Here is a 20,223-nt window from a genome sequence, read left to right on the forward strand (position 1 = left end):
CAATTTATAACTGGAATATCATGTTTTAATTCGCTGATAAAGAAGAGTTGATGTGAGTATCCTTTGATTTATATATTATAAATAATTATTATGTTAATTAAAGATGCTAAAATTCTATTTTATCTCAGCGATTTACATATATTTGTTTTAAGTAATATGTTATTTGAAATAATATAACTGTATTTGTGGAGAAAGAAAATGTGAACGGATATTGTGAATTGCACACTTTATCACCAAATATCATGCAGGGTGTAATCAAATAAGTTACACGAATAAACAGATGATGATTTTTTTTATATGTTTTGTGTGATTTTGTGGGAAAAAGTGGGAAAAAGTGGGAAAATGATCTTAAATTTGAATTATCAACCACGGAGATTCAATGTACACGTTCACTGGAGAGTACGAAGTTAAAGTAGATGCCAAGGGGAGAGTTCGTCTTCCATCGGCGCTATTGAAGCAAATTGGGGAAGGAGCTTTAAACTTTGTAGTGAATCGAGGATTTGAGAAACATCTTATGATGTATCCGTCCGATGTTTGGGAAAAAAAGACGACAGAAATAAACCAACTCAACATCTATAATACAAAACAGCGTCAAGCAATCAGATACTTCTACAGAGGAGCTACGAAAATTGCAACAGACGGTGCCGAAAGAATTTTGCTACCTAAAAGTTTGGTAGAGTATGCAGGTATCGAAAAAGAAGCTGTCTTGTTTGCTTATCACGAGCAAATTGAAATATGGTCGAAGGACGCATATGATGAGATGTTGAATTCAGAACCAGATAATTTTGCTGAAATAGCAGATGATATATTTGGCGAAGGCAACAGTGTAAGTGATAATGCTTAAATATGGAATATCATAATCCAGTTTTACTAAAGGAAAGTGTTGACGAGTTGGTGACAGATCCCGATGGTGTTTACGTAGATGTAACATTCGGTGGGGGAGGTCATAGCCGTGAAATTTTAGATAGGCTAAGCGACAAAGGTCGCTTGATAGCTTTTGATCAGGATGTTGATGCACATAAGAATAGTATTGATGATGATCGGATTGAGATGGTGCACGCTAACTTTTGCTTTTTGGAAAGGTTTCTGAAGTTGTTGAAAGTGGATGGAGTGGATGGAGTGCTCGGGGATCTCGGGGTTTCGTCTTTTCACTTGAATGCTCCGGAGCGAGGGTTTTCGTTTAGGTATCCAGAAGTTAAGTTGGATATGAGGATGAATCCATTGATGGAGGAAACAGCAGTTGATTTGATTAGGGATTATAGCGAGGAGCAATTAGTGGCCATATTTAGTGCATATGGGGAGATAAGGAACTCTAAGACTCTGGCTCAGGAAATTGTTACGCAAAGAGAGCAAAGGGGGATTGAAACGGTTGGTGATTTGCTTCAGGTTTTAGAGCCAGTAATAAGAGGGAGTCGGAATAGATATTTGGCTCAGGTTTTTCAGGCGATAAGAATTGAGTTGAATGATGAAATGGGAACGCTAGAAGAGATGCTTTCGCAGAGTTTGAAGGTTTTGAAAAAGGGAGGTCGAATGGTAATTATCTCTTATCACTCACTTGAGGATCGAATGGTGAAGAATTTTATAAAGAGCGGAAATGCTGAAGGGGAGATTGTGAAAGATGATTACGGGAGGCATGAGAAGCCATTTAAGAGTGTGATTAAAAAAGTAATGGTGCCGAGTGGTGTTGAAATAAGAAAAAACAATAGAGCCCGTAGCGCAAAGTTGCGGGCTGCGGTAAAAAATTAAGTAATGACGAAAAAGAAACCTGTTTCTGGGCAAGCAAAGAAAATGAAGTTGGGATTTGGGTTGGCGTCCTTGATGAAGAATGTGACGTTTGTGTTCTTGATTGCTTTTTTAGGTGTGGTGTATATTTTCAACTCTCATTATGCGGAGAGTAACCTAAGGAAGACTAAGAAGTTAGAGAATCAGATTCGGGAAGCGAAGTGGGAGTATATGTCATTAAAGTCAGACATAATGCAGAAGAGTACGCGGTCTGAAATTGGAAAGAAGTTAGATGGGTATAAAGATTTAGAAAATCAAAATCTGCCGAGAAAAATAGAGGCTTCTAAAAGCTAGAGCGGATATGGATAAAAAGAATGAATTGCTGCTGAGGGTTTATGTGGTGCTGTTGATGTTTATTCTTTTTGCACTGGTTATCGCATTTAAGATTATTAAGATAAATGTAATAGAGGGAGAGAAGTGGAGAGCGAAAGCGGAACAAAACCTAAGATGGGTGGAAGTGGATGCGACGAGAGGAGATATTTATACAGAAGATGGCAAGTTGTTGTCAACTTCTACAACGTTCTTTGATATTTATATGGATTTGACTCAAGCGAGCAATGAAAATTTTAATAAAGAAATTGATTCGTTATCGTATTATTTGGCAAAATATACGAATTCGGATAGGTCTCGAGCTCAGTGGAAACAGTTATTAGTTAAAAAAAGGGAAGGTGGGATTTCTTGGAACGAACCAGGAAGTAAATATTATTCGATTGCGAAGAATCTCGATTTCTTTCAGTTGCAAAAATTTAAACAATTTCCTTTGTTTAGGAGAGGTCAATATGGAGGTGGTTTTATTGTAAAGGATAAAACTAAACGCACGAAACCTTTTGGTTCTTTAGCAGAGAGGACGATTGGTGAGGATCGCGAAAACGCTTCTAAAATTGGCATTGAAGGATATTTTGACAAGCAACTTGCAGGTGTTAAGGATCAGAAATTAATGAAAAGGATAGGGCCTGGAATAGAGGTTCCTGTTTATGATCCGATGGAATATGAACCTAAGAAAGGTGCTAATCTCATCACTACACTTGACATGGGAATTCAAGATATTGTTCACTCTGAATTGCTAAAAGCTGTAAAGAAGCATGAAGCACGAGCCGGAACTGCCATCGTAATGGAGGTAGCAACGGGCAAAATAAGAGCTATATCTAACTTTAAACTCAATCAACGTGGTAACTACGCCGAACTATACAATTATGGTATAGGGGAGCGTAGTGAACCCGGTTCAACTTTTAAATTGGCCAGTCTAATGGCTCTGGTAGAAGCAGGTTATGCTAATCCAGATACGAAAGTTGATCTAGAAGGTGGGGTGAAAAAGTTTTCAGATCTATGGATGAGGGATTCGCATCGACACGGACTCCGAGAAGTAGATTTAAAAACCGCATTTGCAAAGTCATCAAATGTAGGGATTGCAAGCCTAGCTGATAGGTATTTCAATCAAAGTAATGAGACTAGAATGCAGTTTGTGGGGATGTTAAACCAATTTGGTCTAAGTGAAGTGAGTGGCGTGGAGATAGTTGGCGAGAAAACACCTTACATTAAAAATCCGAATGACAAGAATTGGTATGGGACGACTATACCGTGGATGTCACACGGTTATGAATTAGAATTGACTCCGCTTCAGATATTGAATCTATATAATACAGTTGCGAATGACGGAAAGATGATGAAGCCATATTTGGTTTCAGAAGTCTACGATGAAAATGGTAAGCAAATTAGTTTTTATCCAAAAGTGATGAAAGAACGAATTGCTAGTGATTATACGATTGCTGTTGCGCAGGAGTTGTTGGAAGAAGTGGTGAAGAGTGGAACTGCAAAGAGTTTGCAATCAACATTTTTTGATTTCGCGGGGAAGACAGGGACAGCGCGATTCGGATATGCGGATAAAGATGAAGAGGTGAAGCGATATAATGGGTCTTTCGCAGGATATTTTCCTGCAGAGAATCCTCGGTATTCATGTATCGTCGTGATTTATGAGCCAAAAGTAGATGGTTTCTATGGCGGAACTGTGGCAGGTCCAGTATTTAAATCAATTGCAGAGCAATGCTTTGCAAGTAAGAAGAACTTAATTGCTTCGATAACGGACGAAGAAAAACCAAAGTTGGCAAGTTTTCAGAAGCCAAACTATAGTGTTGGGTTTTCGAAGGACTTAGAAGAAGTATTGAAATATGTAGGCTTGGATTATTCGGAATCAGACTATCCTTGGTCGGTAGTTGCTCCGGGAGAACATAGTCTCCAGTTGAAACCGAAAAAAGTGAAGAAAGCAATTGTGCCTAGCGTGGAAGGAATGGGATTGCGAGATGCAACTTTTATCCTTGAAAATCTAGGATTGAAAGTAGAGAGTGAAGGTTATGGGAAGGTTATAGCACAATCTTTAAAGCCTGGTTCGAAAATAGAAGACCAGACGATTGAAATAAAATTAAACTGACATTTGTCTAAAAAGATAGATGAATATATTGAAAACACTGAATGAAATATTAACTGTTGGATTGCCTTTTGAAATAAAAGGTAGTGATGAAATTGAAATTTCAGGCATCACGCTGGATTCAAGAAAAGCTGTAGATGGATTTTTATTCGCAGCAATTCAAGGATTTACTTTAGATGGCCATCAGTTTATAGAGAAAGCTATAGAAAGTGGTGCTGTCGCTGTGCTTTGCGAAAAGTGGCCAGATAGAATAGATGAAAAGGTTACTTATATAAAAGTAGAGGATTCATCGGAAATGACAGGGAGATTGGCTTCTGCTTATTATGATTATCCATCTAATGGATTTGAGTTAGTAGGGATTACAGGGACAAATGGTAAAACGACTGTAGCAACAATTTTGTACAGACTTTTTACGAAACTAGGCTATAAAGTAGGCTTGGTTTCTACAGTAGAAAATATAATTGCAGGGAAAACGATTCCTGCACAGCTTACAACACCGGATTCGGTAGCCTTGAACGAGCTAATGTGGAAGATGAATGAGGAAGGTTGTGAGTATGTTTTTATGGAAGTAAGTAGTCATGCAGTTGATCAAAATAGAATAGCGGGATTGAATTTCCGTGGTGGAGTGTTTACAAATATTTCACATGATCATCTGGATTACCATAAAACGTTCAAAGCGTATATAAGCGCTAAGAAGAAGTTCTTTGATGAGTTGAAACCTGAGGCATTTGCTTTAACAAACAGTGATGATCGTAATGGAGAAGTTATGATACAAAACACTAAAGCAAATAAAAGACGCTATAGTCTTCGAAAGATTGCGGATTATAAATCTAAGATCATGGAGAGTTCTGTAGAAGGCCTACAATTAGAAATGAACAATATAGATGTTCACTTGAAATTAGTAGGGCAGTTTAATGCTTATAATGCAACAGCTGTATTTGGTGTAGCAATGGAGCTTGATCAAGACCGATTCAAAGTCTTGCAAATTCTGAGCTCACTTCAAAGTGCAGAAGGTCGATTTGATCTTATAAAAGGTGAAAAGGCAGATGTATTTGCCATTGTGGATTATGCACATACACCAGATGCGTTAGAAAAAGTGTTGGATACGATACAGAAATTGAAAGGAGCTACTACCCAGATTATTACAGTAGTCGGGTGTGGGGGAAATAGAGATAAGTCGAAGCGTCCGAAAATGGCAAAAATTGCAAGTGAGAAAAGCGATAGATTGATATTAACATCTGATAATCCTAGAAATGAGGATCCAGAAGATATTATCGATGACATGGTGCCAGGAATACCTCAGCATAAAACTCAAAAAATGATCAGAATCAGTGAGCGAAGATCGGCAATTATTGCTGGACTAAGCATGGCACAAGCTGGAGACATTGTGCTAATCGCTGGAAAAGGACACGAGAAATATCAAGAAATTAAAGGTGAGCGGTTCCCCTTTGATGACAAAGAAATAGTCCGAGAATTTCTCGGGCAGAAGAGATAGAATTTAGGTTCTATTATCATTCTCAGGTTGGTTTTAACAGTTACAGCAGGTTATTCGAAAAAAGTTTTGAATCCTGCTGTTTTTTAGAATTAAACTAAGAATAAAAAAACTTAGCAATAGCTGAGAGAAGTTAAACTATAAATTAGAAGCTAGATTTTAAGAGTCGCGAGTGAAGGTAAGGCCTAAGGCTATGAACTCTAAACTTAAAACTCTAAACTCATATGAGACTATGTTTTATTACTTATTTGAATTTTTAGAAAGCAAATTTCACCTGCCTGGTGCAGGTTTGTTTACATATATATCTTTCCGCTCTGGATTAGCTATTCTGCTCTCTTTATTGATCAGTTTGCTTTTCGGTAACCGGATCATAAGTTCTTTGAGAAGATTGCAATTAGGAGAAACGGTTAGGGATCTCGGTTTGCAAGGCCAAATGGAGAAGGCTGGAACTCCTACCATGGGCGGTATAATTATTATAATGGCAACTCTCGTGCCAGTTTTACTTTTATGTAGGCTGGGGAGTATTTATATCATTCTAATGATTACGGTCACCATCTGGTTAGCCATCATAGGATTTATAGATGACTACATTAAGGTTATTAAGAAAGATAAGTCTGGATTAGCTGGAAAGTTTAAGGTTGTAGGTCAGGTGGGAATTGGATTAATCGTAGGGTTAACCATGCTATTTCATCCAGATATTACAGTTCGAGTGACTAAGGCGGAAGCCATAGCAAAGAACTACGAAATAAAGGAAACATTTACGACGAAGTATACTCAAGTAGGAAAAGCGGATAAGGAAGTGGAAATGGCTTATGTTAAAACGACTTTAACAAATGTTCCCTTCTTTAAAGACAATAACTTTGATTACAATGTGCTGCTAAGCTGGTTAGGAGATAACGCCTCTAAGTTCATATTCATACTTTTCGTGCCCATAATCATCTTTATTGTGACTGCGGTATCGAATGGAGCCAACCTAACGGATGGACTAGATGGATTAGCCACTGGGGTTTCAGCAATAATAGGTGCGACCTTAGGAATTTTAGCGTACGTTTCGGGTAATACCATTATGGCCGATTACCTGAATATACTATATATACCAGGATCGGAAGAGCTGGTGATTTTTGCAGCTAGTTTTCTAGGGGCTTGTGTTGGATTTTTATGGTTTAATTCCTACCCAGCGAAAGTTTTTATGGGAGATACCGGGTCGTTAACCATAGGAGGGATTATAGCAGTGTTTGCCATTTTGATTAGGAAGGAATTATTGATTCCGATTTTATGTGGAATATTCCTAGCAGAGACCATCAGTGTGATATTACAGGTGTCTTATTTTAAGTACACTAAGAAGAAATACGGTGAAGGACGGAGAATTTTTAAAATGTCGCCACTTCATCATCATTACCAGAAATTAGGCATGCACGAAGCTCGAATCGTAACCAGATTTTGGATCGTTGGGATCATGCTTGCCATATTGACCATTATCACATTGAAAATGAGATAAGATGACATTTGAGTCAGTCGCTATAATAGGAGGTGGAGAGAGTGGAGTAGGAGCTGCAATCTTAGCGAAGTCGAAGGGAAAAGAAGTTTTCCTTTCAGAATACGGAAAATTGACCGATAGATATAAAGCAGAGTTAGAAGCGCACAATGTGCCATATGAGGAAGGAGGTCATAGTATTGAAAAGTTGAAAGAATTTGAATTAGTTGTTAAGAGTCCGGGCGTGGCTGATCAAACCAAAGTAATAAAAGGATTGAACGATTACAAGGTGCCCATTATCTCTGAAATAGAATTTGGATTTTATTACACAGAGGTAGGAATTATAGGAATAACAGGAAGTAATGGCAAGACCACTACGACCGGACTAATTTACCACTTGCTGAAAGAAGCTGGTGTTCATGCTCAAGTTGGTGGAAACATTGGGAAAAGCTTTGCGAGGTTAGTTTATGAAGATGAACCGTGTGAAGTGTATGTTTTAGAATTAAGCAGTTTTCAACTGGATGGAATTAAAGATTTTAGACCAGATATTGCTGTTTTGCTAAATATTACACCAGACCATCTAGACCGATATGATTATGATTTTGAAAATTATGTGAAGTCTAAATGGAGAATCGCAATGAATCAAACGAGTGAAGACTTGTTGGTTTACAATGCTGACTTAGCCTTAAGAAACAATGAGCCTAGATCTATTGCGATAGGTGAAGAAGAAATTAAAAATAATCAGCTTTCAACGGAAAGCGGGAAAATATTTGACACTACGAATACGACATTGAAAGGGAAGCACAACAGATTTAATGCCTTGTGCGCCATTCAGGTTGTAGAGCGATTCGGATTATCAGATGCTGATATACAGAAAGGCTTAGAGACTTTTGTAAATGAAGCACATCGATTACAAGTTGTGGCCATTAAAAATGGAGTGACGTATATCAATGATAGCAAAGCAACGAATGTGGATGCGGTCTTTTATGCGCTAGATGCGATGGAAGGAAATGTGGTATGGATCGTAGGAGGTACAGATAAAGGCAATGATTATGAGCCGATTTTAAAATTGGTCAATGATAAGGTTGTAAAGAAAATATATCTAGGAATAGATAATACGAAGCTTAAAGAAGTGTTCGGTGAAGGAAGTGAGGTGGAATCGATGAAGGAGGCAGTTAAAGCTGCATCGAAGAGTGCGAAAAAAGGAGATGTGGTGTTGCTAAGTCCTGCATGTGCGAGTTTCGATTTATTTAAGAATTATATAGATCGAGGAGAGCAATTTATAGCGGCAGTGAAAAGCTTAGGAGAAGAATAAGAGAACAGAATATAAAAGAAAATACATTAAGGTACAAAATAAGAAAACTACAAAAATTTGTCTGGAATAGCTTTAGTATATAATAGGTTGAAGGGTGATAAGCTGATATGGCTTATCGTTACGATCCTTGCTATATTTTCGGTACTGGCAGTTTATAGTGCTGTAGGTTCTATGGCCTATAAGGTGCATGGTGGAAATACTGAGCTGAAGTTGTTAAAGCAAATTTTCTTTTTGGGTGCTGGAATGGGTTGTATGTATGTAGCTTATAAGTTAGACTACATGCAATATTCTAAGTGGGCGCCGATCTTGTTGTTGATAGCTATTCCATTATTAGCTTATACTATAATGTTCGGTCCTGAGATTAATGATGCGAGAAGATGGTTGACTATTCCTTGGATAGATCAGCGTTTTCAGACATCGGACTTTGCGAAACTAGCGCTCATCATTTTTATGGCGAGATCTATTTCTAAGAAGCAAGAGATTATAAAAGACCTAAAGAGTGCCTTTTTGCCTTTGATTATACCAGTGATCATAGTGTGTGGACTGATTATGCCTTCAGATTTCTCTACAGCAGCATTGTTGTTTTTTACTTGTTTGCTAATGATGATTATAGGAAGGGTTCAGGTTAAGTTTCTATTTCTACTCATGTTTGTAGGGATAGCAGCCTTTTCATTAGTAGTGATTATAGGCTATGCTTTTCCAGAACATATCAGAATAGAGACTTGGATTTCTAGGGTTACAGAATTTCTAGGTGGAGGCGACGGTGGTTATCAGGTGCAGCAGTCGAAGATAGCAATTGCAGAAGGTGGTTGGTTCGGCGTGATGCCTGGAAATAGTATTCAAAGAAACTACCTACCTGTACCATATGCAGATTACATCTATGCGATTATCTGTGAAGAATATGGGTTGATAGGAGGTTTATTAATTCTGGCTTTATACCTAGGATTATTAATCAGGTGTACGAAAATGGTGACGCAGTGTCCGAAAACGTTCGGAGCCATATTGGCGATGGGACTTTGTCTGAATATCGTGGTGCAAGCATTTGCAAATATTGCGGTATCCGTTAATCTGCTCCCCGTGACTGGATTGACCTTGCCGCTTGTAAGTATGGGTGGTACGTCCTTGATTATGACGTGTATTTCATTGGGAATAATACTCAGTGTGAGTAGATATGTAGAAACAGCAAAATTACAACATGTAGAACTGACAGAAATAGAAGAAGATGAAAGTAATCATTAGTGGAGGTGGAACAGGAGGTCATATATATCCAGCAATTGCGATTGCAAATGCTTTAAAAGAAATAAAACCTGACGCAGATATATTGTTTGTAGGTGCGAAAGGAAAGTTAGAAATGGAAAAAGTCCCGAAAGCGGGATATCCCATAGAAGGTCTTTGGATCAGTGGGTTTCATAGAAAATTGACATTACGGAATTTAATGTTTCCGATTAAGTTGTTAAGCAGCTTGTTTCGAGCAGGAAAGATTGTGAAGCGATTCAAGCCAGATGTGGTTGTAGGAGTTGGAGGATACGCCTCTGGTCCACTTTTGCAGATGGCCGTTGCACAGAAAGTGCCTGCACTGATTCAAGAGCAGAATTCATACGCTGGAGTAACCAATAAAATATTGGCTTCGAAAGTGCAGAAAATTTGCGTGGCTTATCCTGATATGGAAAAATACTTTCCAAAGGAAAAGATAGTTTTTACGGGCAATCCTGTTCGAAAAGATATATCTGATCTTGCGGATTTAAAAATGGAGGCAGTAACTCATTATAGACTAGACCAAAATAAGAAAACTACACTTTTATTTGGTGGAAGTCTGGGTGCAAGAATGTTAAATGAAGCGATGGAACAGAACACAAAACTCATAGCAGATCAACCGGATGTGCAATGGATATGGCAGATGGGCTCGATCTACTATGAGGAATTTGTGAAATGTGAAACCGCTCAGTTACCGAATGTATTTCCGGTAGCATTCTTAGAGAGAATGGAGTTAGCTTATGCGGCAGCTGATGTTGTAATTTGTAGAGCTGGAGCATTAACAGTTTCCGAATTATGTATCGTTGGAAAGCCTGCGATACTCGTTCCCTCACCGAATGTGGCGGAAGATCATCAGACGAAGAATGCGATGGCACTTGTAAATGCTGAAGCAGCCGTTCTGGTGAAGGATGCTGAGGTAAAGGAAAAGCTCGTATCGCAAGTAATGGAGTTAATGGATGATGCAGAAAAGCAGAAAACATTGACCTATAATATTAAGGCCCTTGCTAAAGAAACTGCTGCGAAGGACATTGCGAATGAGATTATTGAATTGAGTAAAAAGTAATCTATGAAGTTAGATGCTTTAAAGAAGATATATTTTATCGGAATTGGTGGAATAGGGATGAGTGCCTTAGCGAGATTTTTTCATCAGCGAGGTGCAGAAATAGAAGGTTACGATAAAACAGAAACAGTGCTTACTAAAAAGTTAGTGAGTGAAGGTATGAAAATTCATTACGAAGATGATGTTTCGATGATTCCTGAGGATATTGATTTAGTGGTGTATACACCTGCAATACCAAAGGATCATAAAGAATTGAATCATTTGCGTGCTGGAGGATCTGAAATCATGAAGCGATCAGAAGTACTAGGATTGATTAGTAGATCTAAGAAATGTATAGCCATTTCCGGCACACATGGAAAGACAACGACCAGTTCTATGACTGCGCATTTGCTGAAGTCTTGCGGAATGGATATTTCGTGTTTCTTAGGTGGCATTGCTAATAATTTCGGTTCGAATTACTGTTACGGCGAAAGTGAGTGGACAGTAATAGAAGCAGATGAGTTCGATCGATCATTTCATACTTTGTCTCCTGAAATAGCGGTACTTATTTCGATGGATCCTGATCACTTGGACATTTATGGCGCGAAAGATAAAATGCAGGAAAGCTTTGAAATTTTTCTGAATAAAGTGAATGATGGAGGGAAGGTGATTATGCAGGAAGATCTTTTAGGTCAATTTGATAGCAAATTCATCGAGGAATTAAAGAAAAGGAAAATAGAGATATTCCAATATGGAAAGCATAACGATGACTTTCAAATTTCAAATCTGAGGTTTCTGAATGGGAAGCAAGTATTTGATTTTAATGAGATAAGAGATTTAGAGTTAGCATTGCCTGGAGATCACAATACAGAGAATATGGCAGCCGCGATTGCGATTGCCGAATTATTAGGAATCGAAGAAGAGAAGATAAGAGCTGGAGTAAAGACATTCAGTGGAATAAAGAGAAGATTTGACATAACAGCTGGTAGCAAGACGATCTACATAGATGACTATGCGCATCATCCGAGCGAATTAAGAGCAGCGATTAGTTCTGCAAGAAAGCTTTGGCCTGATGGAAGATTGACCATCTTATTTCAACCGCACTTATATAGTCGGACGAATGATTTCATGGATGATTTTGCAGAAGAGCTAGGGAAGGTAGACGAGCTGTTATTAATGGAGATATATCCAGCGAGGGAATTACCTATGGAAGGAGTTACTTCGAGTGTGTTGCTAGAAAAAATTGACATAAAAAATAAAAAACTGGTTCAAAGAGAATCCATAATGGAAGAGATCGAACAAAGATCTCCAGAAATATTGATGACTTTAGGAGCAGGAAATATTGATGTTTTTGCTCCCTTAATTAGGGATTGGATTAATAAATATGATTAACAAAATAAAAACATATATAGACGAAAATAGATTTCTGAAGATCAGTTTGATCCTCATCGGAATAGTGTCCCTAATTGTGGTCACTAGATTAGCGATTCAGGAGAAGAAGATGGCTGGCGTTAAAGCTTTTCATGTAAGCATTTCTTATAAGGACAAAACGAAGCGACTGATTAGTTCAGATTATATTAAAGATGAAGTGAGGAAGAGTTTGGGGTATAATGTCGAGCGAATAAAAATCAAAGATCTAGATATTATGAAGATCGAAGATGTGCTGGATAATAATGATTTTATAGAGCGTGCGGAGGTGTATCTGGATGGGAAGAATGTGTTAAGAGTGGAATTGGTTCAGAAAAATCCTATTGTGAGAATTAATAATGGAGCTCAAAAATTCTATCTGGATGATAAGGGAGAATATCTTTCTTTAAGTCCAGTAGCGACCGTGAGAGTTCCAGTTGTGACGGGTGATATTAAGCCTTATACAGCTGAGTACAATAAGATCGAAGGGCATCAATTTCAAGATATTTTTGAATTGGCTACGAAGATCTATAAGGATGACTTTTTAACCTCTCTAATAGAGCAGGTGCATATAGAAAAAAATGGAGATTATTTATTGATACCGAAGATCGGGAAAGAGAAGATCATGTTAGGATCGGTGTATGATCTGGAAGAGAAAATGTATAAACTTAAAGTATTTTATAAAGAAGGATTAACAAGGTTAGGCTGGGGAAAATATGCCTACCTCGATTTGAAATATGAGGAACAAGTGGTAGTGAAAAGTAATTAAAAAAGACAAAAAACAGGTTCATTATGAATGAATTTAAAACAAGTACATCCGAAATAGTTGTAGCCGTTGATATCGGAACTACGAAGATTTGTGCGATTGCGGGGAGAAGAAACCAATACGGGAAGATAGAAATTCTCGGAATGGGTAAAGTTAAATCTGAGGGAGTGAATCGGGGGGTCGTTTCCAATATTGATAAAACGGTAAAGGCGATCAGCGAGGCTGTTAGTATTGCGGAGAAGAGTGCCAACGTGAAATTTAAGAAAGTTCATGTCGGTATTGCAGGTCAGCATATTAAGAGTATTCATCATCATGGAATATTGATGAGAGAAGAAGGTCTGGAAGAGATAAGCAACGAGGATGTCGAAAAATTAATAAATGATATGTATCGCTTGGTGTTGCCACCAGGTGACAAGATACTTCATGTTATTCCACAAGAATTTACGGTGGATGATGAGCAGGATATTCAAGATCCAGTAGGGATGTCAGGTGTTCGGTTAGAAGCTAATTTTCACATCATCACAGGACAGGTCACTGCATCTAGAAATATACTAAGATGTGTGGAGAAAGTTGGTCTAGAAGTAGCAGATATCACTTTAGAACCTATAGCTTCTGCAGCAGCAGTTCTAAGTAAAGAAGAGAAGGAAGCGGGAGTTGCCCTTGTAGATATAGGAGGTGGAACAACAGATATTACCATATTCAAAGATGGCATTATTCGCCATACCGCAGTTATCCCATTCGGAGGAGGTGTGATCACGAATGACATTAAGGAAGGATGTACGGTAATGCAAGAATATGCTGAAAAATTAAAAGTAAGATTTGGTTCTGCATTAGCAGAAGAGATCGTAGATAATCGAATCATAACGATTGCGGGATTCCGAGGAAGAGAACCTAAAGAAATAAGTGAAAAGAATTTGTCTAGAATTATTCAGGCAAGGGTAGAGGAGATCTTTGATTACGTGCTTTGGGAAGTTCGTAGGTCAGGTTTCGAAGGAAAGCTTCTAGGAGGAATCGTGATAACAGGTGGTGGATCTTTATTGAGAAACATCAACTTGCTTTCAGAATACCATACGGGTATGAGTACACGAATAGGTATACCGACTGAGCATTTAGCTCACAAGTACGATGGAATGGTCGATAGTCCGATTTATTCAACAGGTGTCGGTTTATTGATTACAGCAATAGAACAAGGAAAAGTAACGGGACATACAGAAGATCTCTCTTCACCTAAGAAAGAGGAGCCGAAGCAAGCAGAAATGGCAATGGCTGACGAAGAAGACTTCACTTTAGACGAAAAGCAATCCGGAAAATGGTATGAAAACCTCTTTACATATGCTAAAGAATTTTTCGAAGCAAGTCCAGATTCAGAATTTTAATAGATAACAATAGAAACTCATAATTATGTTATTTGACTTAGTAAAAGACAATAGATCCATAATCAAAGTTATCGGTGTCGGGGGCGGCGGTAGCAATGCAGTAAATCACATGTTCGAGAATGGAATAAAAGGTGTAGATTTCGCCATTTGTAATACAGATAATCAGGCCATGGAAGAAAGTCCGATTCCTGTTAAAATTTGCCTTGGGCCTACCTTAACGGAAGGGCGAGGAGCAGGTTCTAAACCGGAAGTAGGAAAGCAAGCTTGTATCGAGTCTGTAGAAGAAGTGCGTAAGTTTCTAGATGATGGCACGAAAATGCTATTTATCACTGCCGGAATGGGTGGAGGAACAGGAACTGGTGCAGCGCCGATTATCGCTAAAGTCTCAAGGGACTTAAACATTCTTACCGTAGGTATCGTAACATTACCATTCAAGTTCGAAGGATTGACAAGATCAAGACAAGCGCTAGAAGGGATGGAGGAACTGAAAGCTCATGTAGATGCGATTCTAGTAATTTCTAACGATAGACTAGGGGAGATATATGGAGATCTTAAATTAACAACAGCCTTTGCCAATGCGGATAATATATTATCGACAGCAGCGAAAGGAATAGCAGAGATTATTACCGTTCCAGGTAAGATCAATGTGGATTTCGAAGATGTGAATACGGTAATGAGAACATCAGGTGTTGCCATTATGGGGAACGCATTAGTGGGTGGAGAAAATAGAGCAAAAGTTGCCATAGAGCATGCACTTAGTTCGCCACTATTAAAAGATAACGATATTCGAGGTGCTCAGCATATCTTATTGAATATTACGACTTCATTAGAACATGAAGTAACGATGTCAGAGTTAGGCGAGATTACGGAATATATGCAGGAAGAAGCTGGTTACGGAACGAACCTTATCTGGGGACACTGTAACGATCCTGAATTAGGTGATAAATTGAGCATTACCCTAATTGCAACGGGTTTCGAAGAAAAAGGAAGAGGTCCTTCTAAGCGAGAAGTGGAAAGAATTGTTGTGCCTTTGGAGCCAGAAATGGGAATTCAAGAGCAAGATGACGATGATATTTTTTCTACTCATTTAGAAACGAATATGGGAGAAACAGTTGAATTTGATTCACCTGAAATTAAAGTTAATGTTACTCAGGTTCATGCTGAAAAAGCATTCGATCTTTATGACATGAAGAAGCATGATGAGCGTTCTCAGAAGGAGATCGAGTTCGATAGAAGAATGAGAGAGTTAGAGGAGTCGAGAAGAGAAACATTAAGGTCTAATAATCACAAGAATCTAGATGATCCTAAGACTGTAAATGAATACACAAAAGTTCCTGCGTATGCACGAAGAAATGTCAAGTTGGAAGACGTAGAACATTCTTCAGTTCATCCAGGAGGTAGATATACCGTAAGTATTGATGACGATGGCTTACGAGCAGGAAACAGCTACATACATGACAATGTAGATTAAGAATTTTCGTCTTTTTTATAAGTCTTATCTTTTTATGAGATTGGTTTATTGTGTGCCTGGGTCCCCGCCTAGGCACTTTTTTTTTGTGTTCTTGATGTTATCGCTTTCAGCCGACGACATCAATGTCCGAAGAACTGTTTTCTTGATGTTTTCGCTTTCTTGCGATAACATCAATGGATAAAATGAGAGTCGTGATTCTAGATTCCCCAAATAAATCATCGGTTATGAATGTTGTCCTGATTTTCAGGTGGAAGGCTGATAAAAGACTGGAAAATCACTTAGTAAACTAGTTTGATGAACTCAATGCTCGTCCCTTTTCTTGGTTTTGTTTCAATGACATCGACTGATTTATTTATTTCTAATGGTGCAATAAAGGTTATCTGTTTCAGTTATATGATTGATCAATTAACTAAATAAAAATCTCTATGAAACGTCTAATCTTTTCACTTGTTTTAAGTTTCGTTACCATCAGTTTTTGCACAGGTCAAATATCATTTTTAGTTGAAGGTGGTGCCAATTATGGAAAAGCCACATTAAGCAAAAATGATTTAATCAAGAATGATAATATAATAGGTTATTACCTAAGTGGAACGCCTAAGTTTAACTTAACCAATAGGTTAGCACTACAATCTGAATTTCAATATTCTTTAGAAGGATATGGATTTAACGGTATTTCAGGTCAAACAAAAAATAATTTTCATTATATTAGGGTGATTCCTGGAGTTGAATTGAAAATTGTAGGGCCATTAAGAATTATTGCCGGGCTGAACTATGGCTACCTGGCATTGGCTAAAACCCAAGATGGAGATCCTATTTCAAAAGGAGCATTTGAAAAAAATGATGTTGGCTTATTAGCCGGTATCAATTTAACATTTTCAAATGTTAACATTGCTATTAAATATAACTATGGAATGAATAGCATTTCTGAAACTCAACTGACTGATTTTGAAGGAAAAAATTTAGATTTAAAGACAAAAAATAGATTTTTACAAGTTGGTGTTGGCTATCTGTTAGAGTAGAATTTGTAATCAATCATTCATGATAGAAATTATTATGCAATTTAAAATTTAAGGCTTATGAAAAATTTACTTCTTACTATTATTGTTTCATTGATTTCTATTAGTGTTGGCTTTTCTCAGTATGCTCTTCAAATAGAAGGAGGAGTGAATCATGGAAAGGTGGCAGTTACCCAAACTGACATTTACCAACACGAAAATATCACTGGTGGTTACCTTAGTTTAATGCCTCAGTATAGCCTTAACAATAGGATGAATCTGAGATCAGAATTCCAGTTTTCCATAGAAGGGTTAGGCTTCGAGAATGGCTATAAGCATAATTTGTATTATGTGAGAGTAATTCCAGGTGTTGAATTGAAGGTTCTTGGCCCATTAAGTGTGTTAGGTGGTTTGAATATCGGATATATTGCAACAACGGGAGGATGTACTGGAGGATCTAGTTTTAAAATTCCGAAAGGCACTTATAAGTCCAGTGACCTTGGCTTATTAACAGGAATCAATTATACAATGAATAAATTCAACTTAGCTGTAAAGTACAATTTTGGATTAACGAGTATAATTGATATTAACGTTACAGATGTTGAAGGAATAGTAGTTGATCAAGGTTTAGGTAAGAACAGATTTCTTCAGGTAGGTTTGGGTTATCGAATAGATTTTAAGGATTAAGAGTTTTTACCCTTTTAGTCATTTATAAGTTTGGGAAACAAACTTTTTCCAAGTTAAGACAAACATCATTTTGTTTAATAATTGCTGCAATAAAGATTAAATTTTATAGTTATTATATCATCAATTAACCCATTAATGATCACTATGAAACAGCTCATCTTTTCACTTGTACTTTGTATTTTATCCATCAGTTTTGGCTTTTCTCAGATTTCAATATTGATAGAAGGTGGAGCGAATTATGGTAAGGCTAAGCTTACGAAGAATGATATCCTAAATAATGAAAATATCTTAGGTTATTATATAAGTGGTATTCCTAAATACAAGCTCACGAATCGATTCACTTTGCAATCCGAATTCCAATATTCGGTGGAAGGTTTTGGTTTAGGTGATGGTTATAGTCCTCACCCAATTGATCAAAAACATAACCTACATTATATTCGAATTAAACCTGAACTTGAACTAGGAATAATGGGACCGTTTAGTGTGATTGGCGGATTAAATTATGGATATCTAGCATTTGCCACAATCCAAAACGGAAATTCAAGTTCTAAAGTATCGAAAGGAACTTATGATAACGATGATTTAGGTATTCTTGCTGGATTTAATATCGCGCTGTATAAATTCAATATTGCATTCAAATATAATTACGGTGTTGCTAGTATATTTGATTTAAATTTAACGGATATTCAAGGGAGCGATTTAGGTCAAGTAAAAGCTAAAAACAGATTTCTACAAGTCGGAGTAGGCTATAGAATTGATTTTAAGATTTGAAATTGATTTAACATTTTCTGCCCTAAGGCAGTTACGTAATCAATCCATTCACTAAGTAATAACCTCTATGAAGCGTCTACTTTTTGCTGTAGTTTTTACCGTTATCACAATTAGTTTTGGATTTTCTCAAATTTCAATGCTTATGGAAGGCGGGATAAATTATGGGAAGACAACTTTGTTGAAAACAGAAGAATTGACGACTGAAAGTATTCTAAAGTATTACATGAGCGCAACTCCGAAGTTTAAGATTTCAAAGTGGTTAACGGCTCAAGGAGAGTTTCAGTATTCTCTGGAAGGTTATGAGTCTGATGGTATTTTAGGTCATCTTGAACACAATATGCATTATATAAGATTTATACCAGGGCTAGCAGTTCATATTATAGGGCCATTAAATCTTATCGGAGGAATGAATTTTGGATATTTAGCCTTAGTTGATGGTGGTAAAGATAGGAATAGGTTCACATTTTCCCGTGAATTTTATAGACAAACTGATCTTGGAATTCTTGCGGGTTTTAATATTGAAGTAGCTAAGATTAATCTTGTAATCAAGTACAATTTTGGTTTGGTAAGTATTTCAAATAATGCTAACACTGTTCAGTATTTTATGGGCCCTTTGAAAATATATGCTAAAAACAGATTTCTCCAAGTAGGTTTGGGGTATCGATTTGATTTTAATATTTAGATCATCATCTTTTCTAAAAGGAATAGATCATTTATATTGAAGTTTTAATAAAGAAAATCGTAATGAATAATTATATACGTCTTTATACAACCATATTTATATGGGCTTTCATTATTGCAAATGGTAAAGCTCAGGTTAGTGCTCAGAAATTTACCTACAAGAATTATGAAAATGAGATACTAGCATATCAACCTTTGCAAAGCAATGTTTCTGATAAAGATTATAATCATGCTATGATGATTCTTTCAGAAACTAAAGCAGCCGTAGAAAACAACCCAAGTAATTTTAATCGAGCTGACTATTATAATGTGTTATCGGTCTTTTTATCAATGCAGGAAAGCGAGGAGCATATTAGACTAGCGTATGCAAAATTTAAAGAAGCTGAAGGCAGTTGTGAGTACTTTCTAGCTGCGGGGTTATTTGACTCGAAATCTTATGATTTGTTGCGCGAAGACATTAATAAGCAAGTCAAGACTTGTAAGAATTCAGGAGATAATGAAGTTCCACTTGATCTAAAAGCTTATGCTAAAGAGAATAATCTGGACTTTAATACCCTTTTAACAATGGAAAGGATTAACAGTGCAGACGCAAAATATAGGAAGGGTGATAAAACAGATTGGACTAAACAAAATCTCCTCGACCGTCAAAACCAAAAAAGTATCGATTCTATGTTCCAGATTTACAATGCTTATGTAGGAAGGTCCTTGGTGGGTGAAGAATATGAATCCGTGATGTGGTCAGTTGTTCAACATTCGAGCCTTGAAACGATGGAAAAATACCTTCTAGTGGTACATCAGGCGGTGAAGGCAAATGAATTAGGTAAAACACCGTTTAAAATGCTGATCGATCGGTATTACGGGCTGAAGTTTGGGTATCAAATATTTGGAAGCCAAAGTGGTTTCGGCTTCCAAATGGCAGATGAAAAAACACGTAAAGAAATTATTGCCTTATATGGAATCGAATAATTCTATTTCATTACTCACCTTGTAGTAATTCTAGCGCTTTATTCAATTTTTCGACTTCTTGTTTTAATGATTTATAATTATGCATCAATAAAACATCTAAATCAAATTTGTTTTGAGAATTCAACGACCGGAAATATTATTTATGTTTTTTAGGACAAGCAGGATTATTTATATTTAAATAAAATGGGTGATTTAGAGTGTAGCCTTACCAAAAAATAATACAAATCTAAAATTAACTAAATTTGAATTATTATGAAAAGAAGTAAGTTTACAGAAACACAAATTATTAAGGCTCTGAAAGAGAATGAGTCAGGCAAGAGTGCTG

The 20,223-nt window shown here is 37.1% G+C and carries 18 protein-coding genes; all 18 read left to right on the forward strand.

What is annotated here, in order from left to right; genetic code table 11:
• Nucleotides 1-379: 379 nt before the first annotated feature.
• The 18 genes from mraZ (at nt 380) to L2586_RS19690 (ending at nt 19,898) form a co-directional block, all read left to right on the forward strand.
• Nucleotides 380-844, forward strand: coding sequence for a division/cell wall cluster transcriptional repressor MraZ (gene mraZ, locus L2586_RS19605; protein ID WP_235294646.1), 465 nt, complete (start codon nt 380-382; stop codon nt 842-844).
• 2 nt (nt 845-846) lie between these two features.
• Nucleotides 847-1,746 carry a 16S rRNA (cytosine(1402)-N(4))-methyltransferase RsmH gene (gene rsmH, locus L2586_RS19610; protein ID WP_235294647.1) on the forward strand — a complete coding sequence of 300 codons (900 nt, stop codon included), beginning with the start codon at nt 847-849 and terminating at the stop codon, nt 1,744-1,746.
• Nucleotides 1,747-1,749: 3 nt separating this feature from the next.
• Nucleotides 1,750-2,076, forward strand: a complete 327-nt coding sequence (locus L2586_RS19615; protein WP_235294648.1) for an FtsL-like putative cell division protein — start codon at nt 1,750-1,752, stop codon at nt 2,074-2,076.
• A gap of 7 nt (nt 2,077-2,083) precedes the next feature.
• The gene (locus L2586_RS19620) at nt 2,084-4,207 is read left to right on the forward strand and encodes a penicillin-binding protein (RefSeq protein ID WP_235294649.1); all 2,124 of its coding nucleotides are present in this window, start codon (nt 2,084-2,086) and stop codon (nt 4,205-4,207) included.
• Nucleotides 4,208-4,226: 19 nt separating this feature from the next.
• Nucleotides 4,227-5,699: a UDP-N-acetylmuramoyl-L-alanyl-D-glutamate--2,6-diaminopimelate ligase gene (locus L2586_RS19625; RefSeq protein ID WP_235294650.1), complete on the forward strand. Its 1,473-nt coding sequence runs from the start codon at nt 4,227-4,229 to the stop codon at nt 5,697-5,699.
• Nucleotides 5,700-5,928: 229 nt separating this feature from the next.
• Entirely contained in the window at nt 5,929-7,194 is a 1,266-nt protein-coding gene (mraY, locus tag L2586_RS19630; RefSeq protein ID WP_235294651.1) for a phospho-N-acetylmuramoyl-pentapeptide-transferase, read from the forward strand.
• Between the two features lies 1 nt (nt 7,195).
• Nucleotides 7,196-8,485 carry a UDP-N-acetylmuramoyl-L-alanine--D-glutamate ligase gene (gene murD, locus L2586_RS19635; RefSeq protein WP_235294652.1) on the forward strand — a complete coding sequence of 430 codons (1,290 nt, stop codon included), beginning with the start codon at nt 7,196-7,198 and terminating at the stop codon, nt 8,483-8,485.
• Nucleotides 8,486-8,542: 57 nt separating this feature from the next.
• Complete coding sequence (locus tag L2586_RS19640; RefSeq protein ID WP_235294653.1) at nt 8,543-9,724, forward strand: FtsW/RodA/SpoVE family cell cycle protein; 1,182 nt, start codon at nt 8,543-8,545, stop codon at nt 9,722-9,724.
• A complete protein-coding gene (murG, locus tag L2586_RS19645; protein WP_235294654.1) occupies nt 9,708-10,802 on the forward strand; it encodes an undecaprenyldiphospho-muramoylpentapeptide beta-N-acetylglucosaminyltransferase in 1,095 nt (364 codons plus the stop codon). The genes L2586_RS19640 and murG overlap by 17 nt, the downstream gene beginning before the upstream one ends.
• 3 nt (nt 10,803-10,805) lie before the next feature.
• Nucleotides 10,806-12,170 (forward strand): UDP-N-acetylmuramate--L-alanine ligase, encoded by a 1,365-nt coding sequence (gene murC, locus L2586_RS19650; RefSeq protein WP_235294655.1) that lies wholly within the window; start codon nt 10,806-10,808, stop codon nt 12,168-12,170.
• Complete coding sequence (locus L2586_RS19655) at nt 12,163-12,954, forward strand: cell division protein FtsQ/DivIB (RefSeq protein ID WP_235294656.1); 792 nt, start codon at nt 12,163-12,165, stop codon at nt 12,952-12,954. The genes murC and L2586_RS19655 overlap by 8 nt, the downstream gene beginning before the upstream one ends.
• A 23-nt stretch (nt 12,955-12,977) precedes the next feature.
• Nucleotides 12,978-14,327 carry a cell division protein FtsA gene (gene ftsA / locus L2586_RS19660; protein ID WP_235294657.1) on the forward strand — a complete coding sequence of 450 codons (1,350 nt, stop codon included), beginning with the start codon at nt 12,978-12,980 and terminating at the stop codon, nt 14,325-14,327.
• Between the two features lie 25 nt (nt 14,328-14,352).
• A complete protein-coding gene (ftsZ, locus tag L2586_RS19665) occupies nt 14,353-15,798 on the forward strand; it encodes a cell division protein FtsZ (RefSeq protein ID WP_235294658.1) in 1,446 nt (481 codons plus the stop codon).
• 425 nt (nt 15,799-16,223) lie between these two features.
• Nucleotides 16,224-16,817 (forward strand): outer membrane beta-barrel protein, encoded by a 594-nt coding sequence (locus L2586_RS19670; RefSeq protein WP_235294659.1) that lies wholly within the window; start codon nt 16,224-16,226, stop codon nt 16,815-16,817.
• A 57-nt stretch (nt 16,818-16,874) separates the two neighbouring features.
• Nucleotides 16,875-17,480 carry an outer membrane beta-barrel protein gene (locus L2586_RS19675; protein WP_235294660.1) on the forward strand — a complete coding sequence of 202 codons (606 nt, stop codon included), beginning with the start codon at nt 16,875-16,877 and terminating at the stop codon, nt 17,478-17,480.
• 144 nt (nt 17,481-17,624) lie between these two features.
• Entirely contained in the window at nt 17,625-18,251 is a 627-nt protein-coding gene (locus L2586_RS19680; RefSeq protein WP_235294661.1) for an outer membrane beta-barrel protein, read from the forward strand.
• Nucleotides 18,252-18,318: 67 nt separating this feature from the next.
• On the forward strand, nt 18,319-18,933 hold the full coding sequence (locus L2586_RS19685) for a hypothetical protein (RefSeq protein WP_235294662.1): 615 nt from the start codon (nt 18,319-18,321) through the stop codon (nt 18,931-18,933).
• 62 nt (nt 18,934-18,995) lie between these two features.
• Nucleotides 18,996-19,898 carry a hypothetical protein gene (locus tag L2586_RS19690; protein ID WP_235294663.1) on the forward strand — a complete coding sequence of 301 codons (903 nt, stop codon included), beginning with the start codon at nt 18,996-18,998 and terminating at the stop codon, nt 19,896-19,898.
• The last annotated feature ends 325 nt before the right edge of the window (nt 19,899-20,223 follow it).

This window comes from Portibacter lacus (assembly GCF_021533215.1).
GTDB classification, from domain to species: domain Bacteria; phylum Bacteroidota; class Bacteroidia; order Chitinophagales; family Saprospiraceae; genus Portibacter; species Portibacter lacus.

What these genes read in the sequence shown, in the direction of transcription:
- ftsA (WP_235294657.1), top strand. Translation starts at nt 12,978, where the DNA reads ATGAATGAATTTAAAACAAGTACATCCGAAATAGTTGTAGCCGTTGAT.
- murC (WP_235294655.1), top strand. Translation starts at nt 10,806, where the DNA reads ATGAAGTTAGATGCTTTAAAGAAGATATATTTTATCGGAATTGGTGGA.
- murG (WP_235294654.1), top strand. Translation starts at nt 9,708, where the DNA reads ATGAAAGTAATCATTAGTGGAGGTGGAACAGGAGGTCATATATATCCA.
- L2586_RS19690 (WP_235294663.1), top strand. Translation starts at nt 18,996, where the DNA reads ATGAATAATTATATACGTCTTTATACAACCATATTTATATGGGCTTTC.
- L2586_RS19680 (WP_235294661.1), top strand. Translation starts at nt 17,625, where the DNA reads ATGAAACAGCTCATCTTTTCACTTGTACTTTGTATTTTATCCATCAGT.
- mraZ (WP_235294646.1), top strand. Translation starts at nt 380, where the DNA reads ATGTACACGTTCACTGGAGAGTACGAAGTTAAAGTAGATGCCAAGGGG.
- ftsZ (WP_235294658.1), top strand. Translation starts at nt 14,353, where the DNA reads ATGTTATTTGACTTAGTAAAAGACAATAGATCCATAATCAAAGTTATC.
- L2586_RS19670 (WP_235294659.1), top strand. Translation starts at nt 16,224, where the DNA reads ATGAAACGTCTAATCTTTTCACTTGTTTTAAGTTTCGTTACCATCAGT.
- L2586_RS19655 (WP_235294656.1), top strand. Translation starts at nt 12,163, where the DNA reads ATGATTAACAAAATAAAAACATATATAGACGAAAATAGATTTCTGAAG.
- L2586_RS19675 (WP_235294660.1), top strand. Translation starts at nt 16,875, where the DNA reads ATGAAAAATTTACTTCTTACTATTATTGTTTCATTGATTTCTATTAGT.
- L2586_RS19615 (WP_235294648.1), top strand. Translation starts at nt 1,750, where the DNA reads ATGACGAAAAAGAAACCTGTTTCTGGGCAAGCAAAGAAAATGAAGTTG.
- L2586_RS19685 (WP_235294662.1), top strand. Translation starts at nt 18,319, where the DNA reads ATGAAGCGTCTACTTTTTGCTGTAGTTTTTACCGTTATCACAATTAGT.
- murD (WP_235294652.1), top strand. Translation starts at nt 7,196, where the DNA reads ATGACATTTGAGTCAGTCGCTATAATAGGAGGTGGAGAGAGTGGAGTA.
- rsmH (WP_235294647.1), top strand. Translation starts at nt 847, where the DNA reads ATGGAATATCATAATCCAGTTTTACTAAAGGAAAGTGTTGACGAGTTG.
- L2586_RS19620 (WP_235294649.1), top strand. Translation starts at nt 2,084, where the DNA reads ATGGATAAAAAGAATGAATTGCTGCTGAGGGTTTATGTGGTGCTGTTG.
- mraY (WP_235294651.1), top strand. Translation starts at nt 5,929, where the DNA reads ATGTTTTATTACTTATTTGAATTTTTAGAAAGCAAATTTCACCTGCCT.
- L2586_RS19625 (WP_235294650.1), top strand. Translation starts at nt 4,227, where the DNA reads ATGAATATATTGAAAACACTGAATGAAATATTAACTGTTGGATTGCCT.